16 protein-coding genes are annotated in these 18,596 nt (G+C 57.1%); 11 read left to right on the top strand and 5 right to left on the bottom strand.

Translation table 11 applies throughout. From position 1 onward, the window contains the following. The first annotated feature begins 11 nt into the window (after positions 1–11). From D6851_RS16350 to D6851_RS16365, 4 genes are all read left to right on the top strand, one after another. Positions 12–1,166: a FecCD family ABC transporter permease gene (locus tag D6851_RS16350; RefSeq protein ID WP_238474172.1), complete on the top strand. Its 1,155-nt coding sequence runs from the start codon at positions 12–14 to the stop codon at positions 1,164–1,166. After that, positions 1,166–1,963 (top strand): ABC transporter ATP-binding protein, encoded by a 798-nt coding sequence (locus D6851_RS16355; protein ID WP_120325977.1) that lies wholly within the window; start codon positions 1,166–1,168, stop codon positions 1,961–1,963. The genes D6851_RS16350 and D6851_RS16355 overlap by 1 nt, the downstream gene beginning before the upstream one ends. A 327-nt stretch (positions 1,964–2,290) precedes the next feature. Continuing rightward, positions 2,291–3,042, top strand: a protein-coding gene (locus D6851_RS16360) for an IS5 family transposase (protein ID WP_120325978.1) whose coding sequence is annotated in 2 segments (ribosomal slippage) — positions 2,291–2,621 and positions 2,621–3,042 — 753 coding nt in all. Because the reading frame shifts where the segments join, the coding sequence is not laid out codon by codon here. A 120-nt stretch (positions 3,043–3,162) separates the two neighbouring features. Beyond that, positions 3,163–4,800, top strand: a complete 1,638-nt coding sequence (locus tag D6851_RS16365) for an SPFH domain-containing protein (RefSeq protein WP_120325979.1) — start codon at positions 3,163–3,165, stop codon at positions 4,798–4,800. Positions 4,801–5,132: 332 nt separating this feature from the next. On the opposite strand, the gene D6851_RS16370 is transcribed toward D6851_RS16365, so the two are convergent. Both D6851_RS16370 and D6851_RS16375 read right to left on the bottom strand, forming a co-directional pair. Next, positions 5,133–6,548, bottom strand: coding sequence for a YncE family protein (locus D6851_RS16370; protein ID WP_120325980.1), 1,416 nt, complete (start codon positions 6,546–6,548; stop codon positions 5,133–5,135). A gap of 84 nt (positions 6,549–6,632) precedes the next feature. Further along, complete coding sequence (locus D6851_RS16375; protein WP_120325981.1) at positions 6,633–7,793, bottom strand: ABC transporter substrate-binding protein; 1,161 nt, start codon at positions 7,791–7,793, stop codon at positions 6,633–6,635. A gap of 108 nt (positions 7,794–7,901) precedes the next feature. Between D6851_RS16375 and D6851_RS16380 the strand changes: the two genes are divergently transcribed. Continuing rightward, positions 7,902–8,759 (top strand): alpha/beta hydrolase, encoded by an 858-nt coding sequence (locus D6851_RS16380; protein ID WP_120325982.1) that lies wholly within the window; start codon positions 7,902–7,904, stop codon positions 8,757–8,759. A 67-nt stretch (positions 8,760–8,826) separates the two neighbouring features. Here D6851_RS16380 and D6851_RS16385 read toward each other — a convergent pair whose 3' ends face one another. Next, positions 8,827–9,657, bottom strand: a complete 831-nt coding sequence (locus tag D6851_RS16385) for a class I mannose-6-phosphate isomerase (protein ID WP_120325983.1) — start codon at positions 9,655–9,657, stop codon at positions 8,827–8,829. A 202-nt stretch (positions 9,658–9,859) separates the two neighbouring features. On the opposite strand from D6851_RS16385, the gene D6851_RS16390 reads away from it, so the two are divergent. From D6851_RS16390 to D6851_RS16410, 5 genes are all read left to right on the top strand, one after another. Beyond that, positions 9,860–10,711: a helix-turn-helix domain-containing protein gene (locus tag D6851_RS16390; protein ID WP_183030152.1), complete on the top strand. Its 852-nt coding sequence runs from the start codon at positions 9,860–9,862 to the stop codon at positions 10,709–10,711. A 117-nt stretch (positions 10,712–10,828) separates the two neighbouring features. Continuing rightward, positions 10,829–12,928: a TonB-dependent siderophore receptor gene (locus D6851_RS16395; protein WP_120325985.1), complete on the top strand. Its 2,100-nt coding sequence runs from the start codon at positions 10,829–10,831 to the stop codon at positions 12,926–12,928. Next, a complete protein-coding gene (locus D6851_RS16400) occupies positions 12,925–13,455 on the top strand; it encodes a hypothetical protein (RefSeq protein ID WP_120325986.1) in 531 nt (176 codons plus the stop codon). The genes D6851_RS16395 and D6851_RS16400 overlap by 4 nt, the downstream gene beginning before the upstream one ends. Next, entirely contained in the window at positions 13,452–13,829 is a 378-nt protein-coding gene (locus D6851_RS16405) for a cupin domain-containing protein (RefSeq protein ID WP_120325987.1), read from the top strand. The genes D6851_RS16400 and D6851_RS16405 overlap by 4 nt, the downstream gene beginning before the upstream one ends. Further along, complete coding sequence (locus D6851_RS16410; protein ID WP_183030153.1) at positions 13,801–14,688, top strand: PepSY-associated TM helix domain-containing protein; 888 nt, start codon at positions 13,801–13,803, stop codon at positions 14,686–14,688. Before D6851_RS16405 ends, D6851_RS16410 begins: the two co-directional genes overlap by 29 nt. 54 nt (positions 14,689–14,742) lie before the next feature. Here the strand turns inward: D6851_RS16410 and D6851_RS16415 are convergent, their stop codons facing one another. Further along, positions 14,743–16,797, bottom strand: a complete 2,055-nt coding sequence (locus D6851_RS16415; protein WP_120325989.1) for a TonB-dependent receptor domain-containing protein — start codon at positions 16,795–16,797, stop codon at positions 14,743–14,745. Positions 16,798–16,983: 186 nt separating this feature from the next. Then, positions 16,984–17,898 (bottom strand): LysR family transcriptional regulator, encoded by a 915-nt coding sequence (locus D6851_RS16420; RefSeq protein ID WP_120325990.1) that lies wholly within the window; start codon positions 17,896–17,898, stop codon positions 16,984–16,986. 50 nt (positions 17,899–17,948) lie between these two features. Between D6851_RS16420 and D6851_RS16425 the strand changes: the two genes are divergently transcribed. Further along, positions 17,949–18,569 carry a sigma-70 family RNA polymerase sigma factor gene (locus D6851_RS16425; RefSeq protein WP_210210389.1) on the top strand — a complete coding sequence of 207 codons (621 nt, stop codon included), beginning with the start codon at positions 17,949–17,951 and terminating at the stop codon, positions 18,567–18,569. The last annotated feature ends 27 nt before the right edge of the window (positions 18,570–18,596 follow it).

Genomic DNA, 18,596 nt, shown 5'->3' on the forward strand with positions numbered 1-18,596 from the left:
CAGGCGGGGGCATGGCCACAGATGGATGGCCCATGCGGTATAATCATCGGGCGGCAGGAGACAGGGCGCTGAGCACGGACAGAACATTGCAGGCGGGCGAAGAGACGATGGCGACTTCCGGCGATATGCGCGCTGCGGCGCTGGCGGCCTATCGCCGCCAGGTGCGGCGGCGGATCGCTATTGTGGCGGGGATGGGCCTGTTATGCCTGATGGCTTTCGCGCTCGATATTTCGACCGGGCCTTCTTCGCTGCCGCTGATCGATGTCTGGCGCGGCCTGTTCACGCCCGATCAGCTCAGCCTGCCGCAACAGACGATCATTCGCGATGTGCGTCTGCCTTATGCGCTGATGGCGCTGCTGGTAGGGGCGGCTCTGTCGCTTGCAGGAACCGAAATGCAGACGGTGCTCAACAATCCGCTGGCATCGCCTTTCACGCTGGGTGTTTCTTCGGCGGCATCCTTCGGGGCGGCGCTGGCCATTGTGCTCGGTCTGAGCCTTCCGTTCATTCCAGGGGACTGGATGGTCCCGTTCAACGCCTTTCTGGCCTCGTTCGGTTCCGTTCTGCTCCTCGAAGCGCTGGCGCGCAGCCGGGCCGCGGGAATGGAAGGTGTGGTGCTTTTCGGCATCGCGCTGGTCTTCACTTTCAATGCGCTGGTGGCGCTGATACAGTTTGTCGCCTCGCAGGAAGCGCTCTCCCAACTGGTCTTCTGGGGCATGGGATCGCTGACCCGCGCGACTTGGAACAACCTTGCCGTGCTGGCCCTGGTGGTGGCGCTGACCGTTCCCTTCTCGATCCGCGCAGCCCATGCGCTGACCGCTTTGCGGCTCGGCGAAGACCGGGCGCGCAGTTTCGGTATCGATGTGAAAAGATTGCGTTTTTTATCGCTTTTGCGGATCAGCGCCCTGTCTGCCACGGCAGTCGCCTTTGTCGGCACGATCGGTTTTATCGGCCTTGTCGGCCCGCATATTGCGCGGCTCCTGCTGGGTGAAGATCACCGCTTCCTTCTGCCTGCTTCCATGCTGACCGGCGCGCTCATAATGTCGCTCGCTTCGGTGCTGAGCAAAGTGCTGGTGCCCGGCGTGCTGCTGCCGGTGGGGATCGTCACATCCATGATCGGCGTGCCGGTTTTCCTCCTTCTCATCATGCGCCGGCCGGAGCGTGTTTGATGGCGCTTCATGATGAAAAGCTCGTAATTTCAGATATTTCCACCGGATATTCGGGACGGAAAATTATCGAAAACCTGTCACTCCCGGCGATTTTGCCGGGGCAGGTCGTTTCGCTGATCGGCCCCAATGCCGCCGGTAAGACAACCCTGCTCCGCTCGCTCGCCGGTTTGCAACAGGCCCATGGTTCAGTGCAACTGGGGCACCGCGAATTATTGTCTCTTCCGCTCGCCGACCATGCCCGCCATGTCACCTATATGCCGCAAAGCCTGCCGCAACGCGTGGCGCTGAGCGTGCTCGAAGCGGTGATCGGCGCGGTTCGCGCGTCCCCTGTCAGCGACAGTCTGGAAAGCGATCAAGCCGTGCTCGAACGAGCGATGGATGTAATCGAGCGGGTCGGTATCGGCCATCTCGCCATGTCCGGACTGGACAGCCTCTCCGGCGGCCAGCGCCAGCTTGCCTCGCTCGCTCAGGCGCTGGTGCGAAGCCCGCAGGTTCTGCTGCTCGATGAGCCGATCAGCGCGCTCGATCTGCATTATCAGCTTCGCGTGATGAAGCTGGTGCGCGATCTGGCGCGGGAAATGGGCATGATTATCCTGATGGTCCTGCATGATCTGACCATTGCCGCCCGCTGGTCCGACAGGATCGTGGTTCTGTCAGGAGGAAAAGTGGCGGCAGATGGTCCGCCTGCCGAGGCCGTGACCGACAGAGTACTGGCCGATGTTTACAGAGTGTCCGGCCGGGTTTCCCCGCAAAATGCCGGATTGCACATTGATATAGACGATATTCTGCCGCTCTAGCGACGGGTATGTGGGGTTCCGTAACTATCCTGAAGTAAGAGCCTGAGGATTATACGAATTCTCACAAATTGACCGTAACTAAATTAACGGCATCAGATTGAATGAGTTAGGGCTTCCTGCAGGTGTAACTGTGGGGAGCCCTTCACGTATTATGTTTTTGACTGGGACATTTCCAACAAGCGCTTGAAGTTCAGTGATGAACCTCCCACGTCATTCAGAACATTGGGGGAACATCAATGCAGACGATCTACCGCACCAAAGCCATCCGCCTAGGGCTTGTGGGGATTTGGGATTCCCATTTTGTGCGGAGTGTGATTCACACTCTGGATGGAACGCTTTGTCTTGACCGATGCCCAATGGGCGAAGATCGAACCACACTGTCTTGGTAAGGCGACTGATCCAGGGCGTAGCGGCCGGAACAACCGCCTGTTTCTGGAGGCAGTATTGTGGATTGCCCGGACGGGCAGCCCATGGCGCGACTTGCCTGTCTTGTTCGGGAACTGGAGTACAGCGTTCAGGCGGTTCCGGGATTGGCGTGAAGCCGATGTTTTCAAACGTATTTTCGACGCTCTGTCGGACGAACCCGATATGGAGTACGCCATGATCGACGCGACGATCGTCAAGGTCCACCGGCATGGTCAGGGCGCAAAAGGGGGACTCAGAGCCAGGCCATTGGCCGATCCAAAGGCGGTATGACAACCAAGATCGTGGCGCTGACCGATGCCTTAGGCAACCTCGTGCGCTTCGTCTTGTTACCGGGCCATCGTTTCGACACGATCGGTGTCGCACCTCTGATTGAGGGGCACGAATTCGGGGCCTTGCTCGGTGACAAGGCCTACGACTCCAACTGGATCGTTGAGGACCTCAACAGGCGTGGTACCAAGGTCGTGATCTCACAACGTCCCGCTCGGGCACTCAAACTCCCGGTCGACGCCGAAATGTACAAATGGCGGCATCTGATCGAAAACTTCTTCTGCAAGCTCAAGGAGTTCAAACGTGTCGCCATGCGCGCCTGCAAAACCGATCACAGCTTCTCAGCCATGATCTATCTGGCCGCCGCCATCATCAATTCCCGGTGAATCCCCACAGACCCTAGGCCGCCCACTCAACAAGTCATCTTCGTTTTTCAACCCGGTGCTTCTGCGCCCAAGGAGGTATTATGCCCTCAACCTATGCGGCTGCCCGCGAGGCGCTGTTCGATGACCAGCGCTACTTTTTGGAGACGCGTCACGTGGTCCATCGCTGGTGTAACTCTGACGTCGATTGCGTTGGCTTCCCTGCTCGACTGGACCTCGCTCGATAGCCACCTGATCATTGCCCTTGGAGGGTTGCTCAGCTTGGCGTTGCTCGCGGCGTTCTGGGTTGCCAGTCGTTCGAAATTCAGGCTTCAGCGTTTCATTTCAGCCGAGCGAGAAATTGCTGCAGCATTAGGTTCGACTTCTTCTGAGGGCATCCGAAACCTAATTCATGATCTTCGCATGTCCGCCGAAACGGATCCAGCCATTCGCGCCCTATATGCCGCTTCTAGTCCGCAAATTGCACATCACCTCGAGCGTGTTCTTGAAGTGGAGGTCCGCAATGAACGCAGCCGGAGGATCAGGGAGCTCTGCGAGAACGCGAGAAAGATAGTCCTGCCACAGGTCGAACTACAGCGTTCGGAATCGCCGGCGATCAAGGCTGAGCGAACGATCAGTGATGCGATCGAGAATCTCATCAAGCTTAAGGCCGATGCGGAGAAGCGATTGGACGCAGAGCGAGAAAGTAGACGCCTCAAGTGGTGGTTCGACCTTACTCGTCCGGATTTCGAAGACGTCGAGGAGAAAGTTGAGCAACTGAAGGCGGCCCGACAGAAGCTCATTGCTTCAGGCGACATCGCCAAGACCGAAAGCTATTTTCACGATCTAACCGACCGCGTCGAACGACGAACCCGCGATATTCAGAGGGAAGCTATCGCCTGTATTCCGGCTGCTCCTACTAACAATTTCGACGAACAGCGCGTTGTGCAAGGGGCGCTCATGCTCTCGGCCTTATCTGTGGCAGTCTCAGCGTGGGGCGATATCAGTCAGGCTGGAAGCGTTTACGACAGCCTGCGCGAGGTCAACGGCAACTACGCCGATATGACCGATACCGAAATCTGGTTCGATACCTTGACCATGACAGGACCTGAACTTGCTGGACTGGCCAGCCTCGCCAAAGGCGCGCTTTTTGAGGCCCACGTAGAATCAAGCTTCGGAGGGGAACTTCACGAACACTTCAACCATCCCGACACGGACATCGTCATTGACGGTGTCGCCTATCAGATCAAGGCCACCGATAGCGCAAGTTATATTGATACCATCGCCGATGGGATCCCCGTTATCAGCACGTCAGAAGTCGCCAGTATCACCGGTTCACTCGATGGAGGATATTCCAATGAGGATCTGACCGATGTGGTCGATCTCGCGCTTGGCGGGACAGTGCTGGACATTAGCGATACAGCGCTGGATGCCGTGCTTACGGGTGTCGGCGGCGTTGGAATCTTCGCTATGCTGAGCGGGGTGCGTAGCGCATCTACAAAATACAAGGAAACCGGTGATGCGCTAGAGTCGCTGGCGGAAGGCCTCAGCACTGCAACGGTCCACACGGCGAGAACGACGGTAAACATGGCAGAGATGGCCACTAAGGGTGTGGTAGGCGTCGCGACGTCTCGACCGATCCGGTTCGCCGGTAGCCTGGTAGCATCACTGGCAACTAGGGGTGCGGCTAGATTCGATCGCTGGTTAGAAGACGAAGGACCGACGGAAATGACCGATGGCATATCGGCCAGCTCGCAGAGAGCATCTCGCGGCTCGCGCTGAACCTGTCGACAGGGCAATCCCTTTAGCGACAGCGCTGGAAGAGGCAGGGCCAGCGTGGAGCCAACCATTATCGCGCAGCGCTGGACCTGCCATTGTGCAATGCTCACAGCTTAAGTCATGGACCCATCGCTCTGCGATGGGCTCGCTCGACATCTTGGTGGCGACGAGTTACAGGGCTACGAAGGACAAATTCTGTAGCCCGCGGATTTCTCTAGGAAATTGCTGAGTTACAGTGGGAAGCCTGTGATTCCCGTTCTGACCCGAAGGCAAGAGCAGCAGAAAGGTAATTCAAAAAAGCACCGGAGCGGGAGGGTCGCTCCGGTCAGGGGGGATCACTTGCGCGGTGAAATCCGCAGTACCCGGTCACCTTCGGTATCAAGCGCGCCGGCAGATTTATCGACCGCGTAAACCACGCCGTCTTTGCCGAGGGCAACATGGTTCGCCATGGGTGCCGGGCCGAGATTGGCCAGGATGTTTCCATTCACATCGGCGACGGCAATGGAGCCGCTGACCCGACTGGCGACATAGACGTGATTGGTCTGCGGATCGAAAGCAACATTGAGCGGCATGGCCCCGATAGGCGTATCGGCAATGACATCGCCCGTATCACCATCGAGCACGATAAGATTATCGCTGCCCGAAGCCGCTACGAAAATGCGATTTGTACCGGGATCATGCGCGATTCCGATGGCCATCTTGGCACCGGGAACCGGCAGAACTTTCTCCACCTCATCGCTTTGCGTGTCGATAACGGCCACTTCATTGGTCGAAAGGCTCGCCACATAGAGGCGATGGGCATCCTGATCGAGCGACAGGCTGGCGGAGGAAAACTGTTCACCCCATTGTTTCGAATCGATGGTGATCGTTTTTGACACTTCGGGCGTGGCGGTGTCGAACACCACCACTTCGGGCTTGCCGGTTGCGCTGGCAAAAGCCTTGTTCAGCGTTTCATCGACCAGAACATCACGGGCATGGGCCACCGTATCGGGAGCGAACTGCTTCACGAGCGACAGATCTGACTGGTTGTAGACCGCAACCGTGTTCTGCCGTGTATTCGTCACCCATACTGTATCATGGGCATCGTCCACGCCCACGCCATAAACCGCATAAAGGCCGGGGTCCCGGCCGGGCCGTGTCGCAGAGGCAGGCGCGGAAGCCGGTGTAACCTGCGCCAGAACATCCAGACTATCGGCATCAAGCTTGACCAAAGCCGCTTCTTTGACCGGCGGCCGACCGACAGAAGAGGTGACGAAAATAGCATTGTTTTTCGCACTATAAGCCGATTGATAGAGCCCGCGGGTCACTTGCGCTTCGCTGATCTGGAACTGATCCTGTCCGGACAGCGGAATGGTCGGCGAAACCTTCAGTTCGGCAATCGTGGCGTAATAGGGTTCCTGAACCAGCACGACCACAGGATAGATACCGGCACTGGCGTTGGCCGGGATGGTGATCTGGGTGGCAATTTCGCCTTTTTCATTGGCAGTGGCCTGCGCCAGCGGTGTGGTGCCGTAAAGCAGCGACACCTGCTGACCGGGTTCGAAACCGCGGCCCGCAACGTTGACTGTGCTGCCGGCTTCGACCGGTGCACCCCGATCAGAGGCAGAAAAACGAACTTGTGCATCCGTTTTGCTGTCCAGCGTTGTGAAAGGGGTTTGGGCCACGGCGCTGGCTGCACCGGCGACAAACAGAGAGCCTGCGGTCAGCAGAGCCAGACTTGTCCGGCGTAGCCGACTGTTTTGGAATGTCATAAATGTCCTCCTGTTTTATACGTTTTTTGTGTGATGTTACGCCTCGCGGCGGTGGGGTGTGATTGTTTCAGGCAGAGCGCTGCTTCAGGGCAGATCGACCCAGTAAGTTCCGTCATAAGGCACAGCGAGAAAACGGTTGTTGATCGTTTCGAGCGTCTGTGCCGGATCGATATCCGGAAAGACTTCCGGATGAATCCATTTCGCGAATGTTTCGATAGCGACGATATCGAGCGGTGAATTGATAAGCTGATGCGAGAAGCCATGCGTGTTGCCGCTGGCGACAGCGCTCAGTCCGGAAATACCCCGCCGTTCTGCGACTTTGGCGAGCGATGCCCGGGCTTCCTCAGGGGTGAATTCCGGGCCCAGCACCAGCCCGCCTGCCTTGGCCAGATGCGGCCCGCCAGTGGTGATATAGACCTTGGGGTCCTGTGCTATGACATATTCGAGATTGAGCTTGCCGAAGGACTGGCTGATAACGTCTGCACCGATATTATGGCCGCCTACAAAGTCGATATAATCGCCGATATTGCCGCGGCCGGGCGAGTTGCAGCAATCATTGCTGATGCCGGCATGAGCTTCCAGAAACACTTTCGGGCGGTTTGACGCGGGTAGTTTTGCCACGGCGTCGGCAATGCGTTTCATATGTTCGGCACGAAAGGCGATGAAATCCTCCGCCTGCTGCTCGCGCCCGGTCAGCTTGCCGAGAATGCGCAGACTGGGTTCGAGATTGTCGAAAGGTTTGACGAAAAAGTCTACTATGACGACATGAATGCCGGCCGCTTCAAGCTGGTCGATCTGGGCATCGCTTATGCCGCTTTCGAGCGAGAGCAGAGCGACATCGGGTGCGGCGGCCAGCAGCGCTTCCATGTTGAAATTGCCCGCCGAGCTGGAAATGACCGGCAGATCGGCCAGTTCGGGAGATTTGGCGAGATAGCGTTGATAAGTGTCGGTTCCCAGTCGATTGACGTCTTTCGGCCAGGCTGCCAGCAGCGAAACCGGATCGGGATGGATCAGTCCCAGCGCGACCAGATAGCGACTGTCATCAATGGCGATCGATTGAACAGGTCCGTCAATGGTGATCGGACGGCCGCTAATATCCGTCAATTCTGCCGGAGCAGAGGAAGAAGAGCCGTCTTTTTGTTCTCCGCCCTGCCAGAACATGAGAATGGCGAGCAGGGCGAGGGCCACGAGCACAGCTGCGCCGAGCAAAACGGATTTGTTTCTGTTCGGGGCTGGGCTTGGCATTTATAGACTCCTGCACGCTTCATCGGCATGGCCGGTGTCATAAAATCGCTATTGATTGTAAAGTGCAACAAGCATTCTCAAAGTGGATAACGAATATGAGTGAACAGGATGAATGAGGGCGGTGACAAGAAATGGGGTGTTTCCGGCGAAAATGAGCTAGTCATTCTGCCTAATGCCCTGCGCTTTCCCCTGACCAGTCATGCGCATAGCGATGTGTATCAGATCGATATTGCTTTTCCTGATGGCGAGCCGGTGAAAGCAGGCTGGCCTGCCATTTTTTTACTCGATGCATCGAACTGTTTCGGCACCTGTGTCGAAGCCATGCGCCGCATGTCCAAAAGGCCTGATGCAACCGGAGTCGAACCGGCGATCATTATCGGCATTTCTGGCGAGAAGGGGGCCTATGACGTTTCCCGTCGTCAGAGAGATTATACGACAATACCTGTCGGCCCGATTAGGGATGAGCGAACGGTCGGAGGCGCACCCGTCTTTCTCGACTTTCTGCGCCAGGAAGTGACATCTTTCGTATCGCGCCATGTAAATCTGGATCTGAAACGGCTGACCTTATTCGGGCATTCTCTCGCCGGATATTTCGTCCTGTGGACCATGCTCAATCACGGTGCTTTTTTCCGGAACTATGCGGCGATCAGCCCGTCTGTTTGGTGGGACAAGACCGGCATTTTCAACGCGGCAGGCTCTCTAACCTCTTCCGATCGGCGGCTATTGCTGACGATTGGGGAATGGGAGGATAGTTTGCCTCCCTGGCAGGCCGCAGCATCGGGAAGCGAAGATGTCATCGCCCGCCGAAAAAGGCGCAATATGTTTGGCAATGTCCGTGATCTGGGTGAGACGCTGAAGCCCCGATTGGGAGATAATATGTCTTGTCTGATATTGCCTGATGAAGACCATGTCTCGGGCATTTCCACAGCTATTCCTCGTATGTTGCGTATGGCCAGCCAGCGATAGGCTGGCCATTATGCGCAAGGCCGGATCTATGCTGAGGTACAGGGCTGCATGTGAAAGCGCGCTGCCTTCAGAGTGGCTGTGCAAGCAGGCAGATGCCATCAGGCGCAAAGCGCACCGCATCCAGCGATGATGCCAGAGCGCATTCGCCGGGGTTTATGGTTTCTCCATCGACGGTCACGGCTTGCTTTGTCGGGAGGATGAGAAAGGGCGCAGTATACCGGATGCTGATATCCTGATCCGGCAATCCGGCGAGCTGGTCGAGCTGGAAATAAGGCCCGCTGGTCAGACTGGCCGTTTCATCGAGCGAAATCCGTTTGTGATATTTCTCCGGATAAGGCTCGCCGCTGGCCACGGACAGGCCTTCATCGAGATGTAGTTCGCGTGGGCGACCGTAATCGTAGAGACGGTAGGTAATATCGCTATTTTGCTGCATTTCGATCAGGCTGATCCCGCCACCAATCGCATGGATCGTATTGGCCGGGATATAAAAGAAGTCTCCCGCCTGCACCGGATGCCAGTCGAGCATGGTTTCGATCGATCCGTCCAGCGCAGCCTGCCGAATGGTTTGGGCATCGGCATTTTGCGTGAGCCCGATGCCGAGAACAGCATTCGGTTCCGCCTCGATTACCAGCCAGCATTCCTCTTTGCCCTGCCGTCCGAGCCCTGCGGCTTCGGTCTGTGTATCGCTGGGATGGACCTGCACCGATAATTTGTCGCTGGTGAAGATATATTTGCCTAGCAACTGGGGCAGAATGGCTGGCGGTTCGAACCAGATTTCCCCGATACGTTTGCCCGCAGTGTCGGGGAAGGGCGCGGGCAGCCTGTCCTGACCCCAGATTTTTTCGACGCTGCGAGTGGGTAGCTTCACGAGTTTCTTCCGATAAGGGAGGCCAGACATTATTGCTGCCTTAGGACAGCAATAAACGAACCCATATCTTAACGGATCTTTTGGCCCGTACAAGATGCTGCACTTGCGAAGATTGCTGTTTGACAGAGTGCTGCTGGCTATCTCGCATAGAAGATGTGAAAATGCGAATTGATTGCATTTATCGCCGATGGCAGACATATTCGCTATCATGTTTCAGGATCGAGAATCCAGCATGCCGGTCTGGTCGTTTACCAGCCAGACGGCGATGACCGTATCGGGCGGTATGATTGCCAACCCGCCTGCGGCGCGGATGGAGGAACGCTGCCATCGCGGCCTGAAGCTGGTTGTCCTGCTGCAAGGCGCCCTGACATGCGAAATTCCCATACAAGGCCTGTGCGATATTAAGGGGCCGAGCCTGTGTGCCATCCTCGATCGTGACGGCCATATGGCTGCACAGAGCTTCGATGCTGGTCAGGCGCTGCATTATGTGATTGTCACGATCGAACAGGATGCCATGCACGGATTGATCGGGGCCGATATGGACCGTTTCTTCCGTGACACGGCTATCCGATCACGAACAGAGCCTGTATTGTTTCACAGCGCTGCTCCGCGTTTCCTGCAAAGCATCGCCCGGCAGATGCTGCGCCCTCGTCTCCGCCAGCCCGGTGCACATCTCTATGCGACAGGCAAAGCGCTGGAGCTGAGCGGACTGGCGATGGATCACATCTTTCGACCTCACATATCGGACAAACCTTCTGCAATCTGGTCGGCGGATGACATGGAGCGGCTCCATTTTGCGCGTGACCTGCTGTTCGAACGGCTCGATGCCGCGCCCGATATGGCCACTCTGGCCCGCCGAAGCGGTCTCAATATTCGCAAATTGACGCATGGTTTTCGGGATGTGTTTGGCGCCACGCCAGGCGCTTTATTGAAGGCCGAAAGGCTGGAACAGGCACATCATATGATTGCCAGCGGAACCTGGAGTGTCTCGCAGGCAGCATGGCAGGTCGGCTATACACCGGCTGCTTTCGCAACGGCCTTTCGCCGCCGTTTCGGGGTGGCACCCAGCACACTTCGACCCTGATAGCGCTCAGGCAACGCTTACGCGAAACTCTTTGTCGCTTGCGCGAAAGCCTTATCGATTTCACCGGAAAGCTATTGCGACTAATTCGCAAATCATTGAACTCTCATCACAGGGGATATGATGAATTTGCGAAAGAGAAGAGCCGGGCGCGTCACGATCGGACGCTGGAGCGCCTCGGCTTCGCTGGTTGCGTTGAGTTGTGTTGCCGCATCCGTGCATGCGGAAGAGCTGGCGTCTCCATCGGACAGGGAAATCGTCGTAACCGGTCTGCTCGAAGCGGCGACCGGAACCAAAAGCGGCACGCCGGTACGCGAAGTGCCGCAATCATTGTCGATTGTCGGCCGCGAGCAAATCGAAGTGCAGGCGGCCCAAACGGTCTCGCAGGCTATTGCCTATCAGGCCGGCGTGTTTAACGGCTCCACCTCTGCCAATGGCCGGTATGATCGCATTTCGCTGCGTGGCTTCGATATCATCAACACAGGCGTTTTACAGGATGGCCTGCGCGCTACCACGGTGCAGACCTATACCAAGGCCGAGCCTTACGGGCTGGAGCAGATCGAGGTGCTGCGCGGCCCTGCTTCGGTATTATACGGCCAGAATGCTCCGGGCGGGCTGGTCAACATGATAACCAAACGGCCGACCGATACACCGCTTTACGAAGTGGCCGTGCAAGGCGGCAGTTTCGATCGCATTCAGGGTCAGTTCGATCTCGGCGGCCCCGTTTCAAAGGATGTGTCGGTGCGTCTGACAGGTTTGGCGCGTGATGCCGACACACAGATAGACCTTATTCCCGATAACAAGATTTACATTGCCCCGGCCCTGTCCTGGACACGGGGCAGCAGCACCAAAATCACGCTGCTTACCAGCTATTCCTATGAAGAATACGGTCCGCCCATGTCCGGACTTCCGGCACAGGGATCGCTCCTTCCCAATCCCAATGGTAAAATCGACCGCCATCTTTATACCGATGAGCCCGGGGTCGATAATCACCGCAATCAATATCGTGCCGCTTTACTGCTGGATCAGGATATCGGCGCATCCTGGCGTTTCGCCTCCTCAACGCGGTACAGCAAGACTCAGTTTCTGTCTGAAACGGTCAGTGCACGCGGGGCACCGGTCGAAGGGCGCATTCTCAACCGGTCATTCTATCGGTTCGACATCGATGGGCAGGTCTGGGCCAGCGACAATCATTTGAGCGGCGACTGGTCTCTCGGCCCGCTGGCGATGGATAGTCTTGTAGGCGTGGATTATCGCCACACCAAGGAAGATTACTGGTTGCGTGCAGGCGCAGCGCCGCCGCTCGATGTTTTCGATCCGGTCTATGGTCAGCCTTACGGTCCGGCCACTACGCCCTTTTCGAGCACCTTGCAGAGCTCCGATCAGACCGGGCTCTATGCGGAACAGAGCATTCGATATGCCGATCTGATATTGTCGGGGAGCATCCGGCATGACTGGTCGGACACGACCACGCGCAACCGGTTGGACGATGCGCGGACCGAACAGAATGATGAAGCCACGACCTGGCGTGTCGGGGCGGTTTATCGCGGACCGGCCGGTCTGACACCCTATGTCAGCTATGCGACGTCTTTCAATCCGATCCTCGGTGCAGATTTCTACGGAGATGCATATAAGCCCAGCGAGGCCGATCAGTATGAAGCCGGGCTCAGGATCGAACCGCCCGAGTGGAAGAGCTATCTCGCTTTATCAGCCTATCGGCTCACGCAAAGCAATGTGCTGACACGCGATCCGGAGAACGATCTCAATCAGATTCAGATCGGAGAAGTGCGGTCGAAAGGCTTCGAAGCCGAACTGGTGACCCGTCCGGTTACCGGGCTCAATCTTACCGCCTCTGTCACACTGGCGGATTTCACCGATAGCGAAACGGATCTGGATCCTACGGGCAAACCTGAGAGGATGGCTTCGTTCTGGGCCGATTACGATGTCCCTGAAGGGCCATTGGCCGGTTTTGGCATAGGCGGCGGCCTTCGCTATATCGGATCGAGCTGGGCCGACAGTGCCAACACCATCCGTGTGCCCGATTATGCGCTGGTCGATGCGATGGTGCGGTATGACTGGGGCTCATGGCGCTTATCGCTCAATGCGACCAATCTGTTCGACAAGGATTATTATGTAAGCTGTTCGACATCGAGCTGTGGTGTCGGCACGGAACGGACCATTATGGCGAGCCTGCGTTATCGCCTGGGAGGAGCAAAATGAGAAAGCTTCTTCCCGTGGCCATGATGGCGCTTTGCTGCACATTCCAGCCTGTTGCAGCCCAGCCCACACTGGCTTTCTCTGAAGCGGCGCCTGCTGATGGGCTTGTCTGGCGCGGTGAAGAGCGCTGGGCTCTCTCGCTGGAAGATGGTGAAAGCGGGGTTTTGCGTCTGGGTTTCGTCCAGACACCGGCGGGCGACTATCTGGTAAGCGGCGAAATGCTGCTTCAGGATGCGGAACTGGGTGTTACCGGCTCGGGCCGCTGGCGAGGGAATCGTCTCATTCTCGACCTCACTGTTCTGGGCGGCATCCGTGATGTGCCGCCCGAGCCGGCCAAACGCGGCCTCTATCCGGAAGGTCAGGTGCCCGATCTTATTTCCTCAACCGGCTTTGCGATGATGCGCGCAGAGCTGGAGCGGGGCACGCTCGATGGCCGCACAGCGCAATATCAGACCAATATCGTGACCGGAAATCATCTGCAGGGCCCAATATTGCGGCTTGGCCGTCTGGAACGGATGGGCGAACCATGAAGAAAATCTCTGTTCCCGACCGTTTGAGCGGTATCGATCCCACCGGGCCCGATATTCTGGGACAGTTTGCCGTCTCAGGTTCTGCCATGGTCGGGCTTGTGCATATACCGGCAGGCAGTACCGACCATTTCTGGGAACGCCACGGAGACGGAGATGAGATTCTCTATGTGCTCGAGGGGAGGGCGTGTTTTACCGCCCTCTCCGAAGATGGATCGCCGACTGTAAAGGACGCAGCCCCCGGTGACTTGTTGATATTGGCGCGCAATGAAGCGCATCAGGCGCATATTCAAAAGGATCTCCGGCTGATCTTCATCACGCCGCAAGAGGGCAATGAGGCCTGGACAGATGACCCCTCCGTCACGCCGCGGCACTAAAAAGCCCCGCCGCCAGAACGGTCGGCGCCTATGGGTGACCGTTCACCGCTGGCTGGGGCTGTGCCTTGCCATTCTGCTGGTTCCGATTGCGCTGACCGGCGCTGTTCTGGCCTTGAAAAGTCCATTATTGCGATGGGAAATGGGGCCGGAACCGTTCCGGATACCCGCCGTGCAAAGTGCCCCCCTCTCCAGCGACCAGTTGCAATTGGCAGCACAGCAATCTTTTCCGCAAATCAGCCACATCATGGGCATGGCTGAACCGCATGAAGGCTTTTTCGACAGTCCGAATATCACGGCTTTTGGCATGATCGCGGGGCGGCAACGGGCTATGGGTGTCGGTTTTCTCGACCCGGCTACCGGAGAGGCGCGAGGCTTTTATATTTACGATGACTTGTGGATTGCCAAAGCGGTCAATCTGCACCGCAGCCTGTTTTTGCCGTCTTTTATCGGCGGGCCTTTGCTGGCATTGATCGGGCTGGGTCTGACCGTTTCAACGGTCACAGGGCTCTGGCTCTGGTGGCCAAGGCGGGGTCGCTGGAAGGCGCAGCTTTTCCCGGCATCTTTGCGCAAAGGAAAGATGCGACTGCTGGAGTGGCATCGCTGGGCCGGAGCATGGCTGTCTGTTCCGATTCTGTGTCTTGCCCTGAGCGGTATCTGGCTTTCCATCCCCCGTCTGTGGGCTATTTTGCCCGGTCTCGATCGGGCGAGTGGGCAGAGGGTTCGCAGCGTCATAGCCGACCTGCATGACAACTTGCTTCTGGGAGAATTGGGGAGCGCGCTCACAGCGTTGAGCGGTATTGTGCTGGCAATTCTTGTCGTTACCGGCGTCTGGGCGTGGTGGCGTCGGACAAGGCGCTGACAAGCAGACTCCGCTCCTTCAAAAGGAGCGGAGTCCATGGGTCTCTCGCGCGGGTCAAAAACGCGAGGTGACACCAATGAAATAACGCCGGCCGGGAGAATAATAGCTGAAATCGCTATCGCCGGTGATCATCTTGTCGAACAGGTTGCGGACGCCGGCACGCAGAGTCACAGACTCCGAAACGTCAATCGACGAACCCAGATCGAAGGTCCAGTAGCCTTTCGTAATCGTATCGGCAGCTCCCAGTTGTTTGCCTGTATATTGCCCGGTCAGGAAAAGATTGACGTCTTCCTTCGGGCTCCAGTCGAGCGAACTGAAAGCAGACCATTCCGGCGCAGTAATCAGATCCTCTCCCGTGTCGAGATTTTTGGCTTTTGCCATCCAGGTCACATTGCCTCGCAGCGACAGGGAAGGCAGGAATTTGACCTTGCCGGTCATTTCCACACCTTCGGTGCGGGCCCGTTCGACATTCGACATCATCGTCCACCACAAGCCTTCGAAATAGCCGAGCGGGGCATATTCGATCTTGTTCTTGAACTTGGTGTTGAAATACGTCGCGCTCAGACTGAGAGGAGCGGAATCATAGGCCAGGCCGATTTCGTAATTGGTACTCTTTTCCGGTTCGAGATCAGGGTTGCCGGCCATATAACAGCCACCGCTTGTATAGCCGAGACCGGTCAGGCTGCCGCAACCGCCCCCGCGTGAGAAAGTGGCAGCGCCGGCGCTGTTTTCCTTGAGCGAGGGTGCACGGAAACCGCGCGATACACCGCCTTTGACCGTTACCGCCTCAATTGGATGCCAGACCACATAGGCGCGGGGGCTGAAATTGCTGCCATAGCGATGATGATGGTCGAGACGGCCACCCAGTGTCAGATTGAGATCTTTCATCAGGGTGATCTGATCTTCGGCGAAGATGGCTGCCGTATCGCCGGACAATGTCGCTCCGTCGACGACATTACCATCGTAATCGATCGGGATCGTGCCGATCGTTCTCGTATTGGTCAGTTCTTCATCGCGATACTGGCCGCCCAGAGCGATCTTGTGCTGGGCGAGGAAGGACAGTTCGAAATTGAACAGCGCTTCGACAATGGTTTCCTTGAATTCGGATGTTCCGCCATCCGCAGACTCATCTTCATTCTTGAAAGTATTGTGATAAATATCGATCCGCGAAGTCCCGAAGCCCCATTTGCCTTCATGTCCGGCGCGCAGGCTGACACGTTCGGTCTTGGCGCCCCAGCTGCTTTGTGTATCGCCATCCACATCGGTTTCCGAAGGGGCAACAGGGTCTTCAACACCATAGCTGGCTTCAACAGAAAAGGTCTGATCCTTGACCGGTTGCCAGTTCAGCTGGCCGTTAAGTGTGGAATTGGAGACGCCGGCTGTGCCATTATCGCCCGAAATGTCCATTTCATCCGGATTGGTGCGGGCATAGGTTCCGCCAATGCGCAAACCGAGATTTTGCGTGACCGGCCCGCGGACATTCAGCCCGATCTGATAGGCATCCCCGCGGTCGCCATCTTCCTGTTTTGTATAGCTCGAATTGCTTGAACCGCGCCATGTCGGAGCGATCTTGCGGGTGATGATGTTGATGACACCGCCCATAGCATCGGACCCGTAGATCGACGACATCGGACCGCGTACGACTTCGATCCGCTCGATCATATCGGGCGAAATCCAGTTAAGACCCTGACGCCCCATATCGGGCCGGTAGGTAATATCGCGGGAACTGCCGATCCGCCGGCCATCGACAAGCATCAGAGTGTAATTGTCGGGCAGGCCACGGATGGAAATTTTCGACATGGCGCCGGTCGGACTGATGCCGCCTGTCACACCCGGAAGGCGGCCGAGCAATTCACCAATGCTCTGGACCGGTTGCCGTTCGATTTCCTCATGCGTGATGACGGCGATAGAAGCAGGCGCATCGCGCAAATTGACACCGGTTGCGGTGGCTGTGACGACGATTTCATCCTCATCCACGTCAAGCTCGGGCGCGGCGGCATCGCTGGCGGCAGGGGCTTCGTCGGCGAGCGCTGTACTCGCAAAACCGGCACTTAGAATTGCGGCACTTCCGATCAGCAATGAACGACGGAAATAGTGGTTAAATCTCATCTTCAGGCAACTCCCGGCATGGGATAGTTGTTGTCATGTGAGACGAAGGAATGAGCCGCGCCCATTCGGTATGCAGTAATCAGGCTGCAACACATTATGAGTATCCCCCTTTTGATATTGCGAATGCGTCGCAGGCGCAGATGTCAGCGACTGTCCTGAAAAGCCAATATCAAAAGCGAATATCGATTATGTGCTGAGGGACTGTCCGGCTTCAGCCAGCAGATCCACGATCCACATGGCTGCCGCATCGCGGCGATTGCGCTCGTGCCAGAGGACCCAATAATCGAAATCGGGAAAGGAAGCGGGCGCTTTGCGCATTACTATCCGGTCATCCCCTGCAAGCGTCAGAGCGAGCCTTTTAGGTAGTGTAAGGATGGCATCCGATCCGGGGAGGAAATGAACTGCGCCGTGAAAATAAGGCGTCGTGACGCAAATTCGCCGTTCTGCAGCCCTGCTGCCGACAAAGCTGTTCACCGGATCGTCATTCGAATCTCCGATCAGAATGCTGACATGCGGCCAGGCGAGAAACTGATCGAGCGTTAAGCGATCCGGAGCTTCTCCTAACAAGGGGTGGTCGCTGCGCATCATGCAGACGCATTCATCGGTAAAGAGATGCTTCTCATAAGTAGCCGCAAAACGAGGCCTGCCTCCAATCACGATCAGATCGAGGTCGCCGGCCCCGAGCCGGGACACCATAGTATCGCTGAACGGAACGATCTCCAGCCCCGCCATAGGGGCCTGATGATGGAAGGCTTCCATGACCGGTGCGAGAATCGCCATCATACCATAATCGGTGGAAGCGATGCGAAAGGTGCGATCGAGCAGCCGGGGTTCAAAATCGTGCCGGTCGAGCAGGGAGGATGTCTGCAGCCGCCAGTCCTGCAAAGGTGACAGTAATTCCTCCGCCCGCTGTGTCAGTTCCATCCCATGATTGGTGCGCAACAGCAGCGGGTCCTGAAAAATATTGCGCAACTGCGCCAGTGACCGGCTGACGGCAGGCTGGCTCACACCCAGTTTGCGCGCTGTACCGGTTACACTGCGTGTCTGCAGTAGCAATGACAGCACATAAAGCAGATTGAGATCGATCTCTGCCAGTTTCATGAAGGCCCGTTCTTAGCTCAAGAATGCTTTGCAATAGCATATAAAGAGCGATGCTCAATACAATCCGCCCGTTTGCAGATCATTGCTTCGATATAAGTGAAGCGCTATCCGGCTTTTGCGAATCTGTCGCATGTGATGAAAGCAGGGGCAGCATCATCGAGCGTTCGAAGGACAAGGCGATCGGTCTCTACGCCGCCCATCGGGGTGAGTTGGTGAACTATGCGACGCATATTCTTGGTGATCGCGCCCGCGCTGAAGACGTGGTGCAGGATGCCTGGCTGCGATATGACCGCGCCGTCGGACGGACAGCCATCCGCGAACCGCTGCAATATCTCTACCGCGTGGTGCGCAATGTCGCGCTTGATGGCCGCCAGCGTATCAATCTGGACAATAAGCGCCATGCAGAGGATTTCGACGAGATTGCCGCTACGCTGGCAAGTGACCGGCCCACGCCTGAGGCGGAAGCAACTGCGCGCAATGAACTGGAGCTTGTCCGCACCGCGCTAAGCGAACTGCCCGAACGCACGCGTATTGCGGTGGAAATGCATCGCTTCGGCGGTCATACGCTGACCGAAATCGCCCGGCATCTCGGCGTGTCGGTGGGCACAGCACACGCACTGGTGGCGGACGGTGTGAAGCACTGCCATCGCCGCCGCGAAGGGGGCGCCTGACGTGGTGGCCGCAGGAATGCTGAAAAT

Origin of the sequence: Altericroceibacterium spongiae (genome assembly GCF_003610805.1) — a bacterium.
Taxonomy (GTDB): domain Bacteria; phylum Pseudomonadota; class Alphaproteobacteria; order Sphingomonadales; family Sphingomonadaceae; genus Altericroceibacterium; species Altericroceibacterium spongiae.

Bases quoted from the DNA above. Each gene is read 5' to 3' on its own strand.
- D6851_RS16425 (WP_210210389.1), top strand. From the start codon at position 17,949: ATGCTCAATACAATCCGCCCGTTTGCAGATCATTGCTTCGATATAAGT.
- D6851_RS16355 (WP_120325977.1), top strand. From the start codon at position 1,166: ATGGCGCTTCATGATGAAAAGCTCGTAATTTCAGATATTTCCACCGGA.
- D6851_RS16410 (WP_183030153.1), top strand. From the start codon at position 13,801: ATGACCCCTCCGTCACGCCGCGGCACTAAAAAGCCCCGCCGCCAGAAC.
- D6851_RS16385 (WP_120325983.1), bottom strand. From the start codon at position 9,657: ATGTCTGGCCTCCCTTATCGGAAGAAACTCGTGAAGCTACCCACTCGC.
- D6851_RS16370 (WP_120325980.1), bottom strand. From the start codon at position 6,548: ATGACATTCCAAAACAGTCGGCTACGCCGGACAAGTCTGGCTCTGCTG.
- D6851_RS16390 (WP_183030152.1), top strand. From the start codon at position 9,860: ATGCCGGTCTGGTCGTTTACCAGCCAGACGGCGATGACCGTATCGGGC.
- D6851_RS16400 (WP_120325986.1), top strand. From the start codon at position 12,925: ATGAGAAAGCTTCTTCCCGTGGCCATGATGGCGCTTTGCTGCACATTC.
- D6851_RS16415 (WP_120325989.1), bottom strand. From the start codon at position 16,797: ATGAGATTTAACCACTATTTCCGTCGTTCATTGCTGATCGGAAGTGCC.
- D6851_RS16380 (WP_120325982.1), top strand. From the start codon at position 7,902: ATGAATGAGGGCGGTGACAAGAAATGGGGTGTTTCCGGCGAAAATGAG.
- D6851_RS16420 (WP_120325990.1), bottom strand. From the start codon at position 17,898: ATGAAACTGGCAGAGATCGATCTCAATCTGCTTTATGTGCTGTCATTG.
- D6851_RS16405 (WP_120325987.1), top strand. From the start codon at position 13,452: ATGAAGAAAATCTCTGTTCCCGACCGTTTGAGCGGTATCGATCCCACC.
- D6851_RS16375 (WP_120325981.1), bottom strand. From the start codon at position 7,793: ATGCCAAGCCCAGCCCCGAACAGAAACAAATCCGTTTTGCTCGGCGCA.
- D6851_RS16395 (WP_120325985.1), top strand. From the start codon at position 10,829: ATGATGAATTTGCGAAAGAGAAGAGCCGGGCGCGTCACGATCGGACGC.
- D6851_RS16350 (WP_238474172.1), top strand. From the start codon at position 12: ATGGCCACAGATGGATGGCCCATGCGGTATAATCATCGGGCGGCAGGA.
- D6851_RS16365 (WP_120325979.1), top strand. From the start codon at position 3,163: ATGACCAGCGCTACTTTTTGGAGACGCGTCACGTGGTCCATCGCTGGT.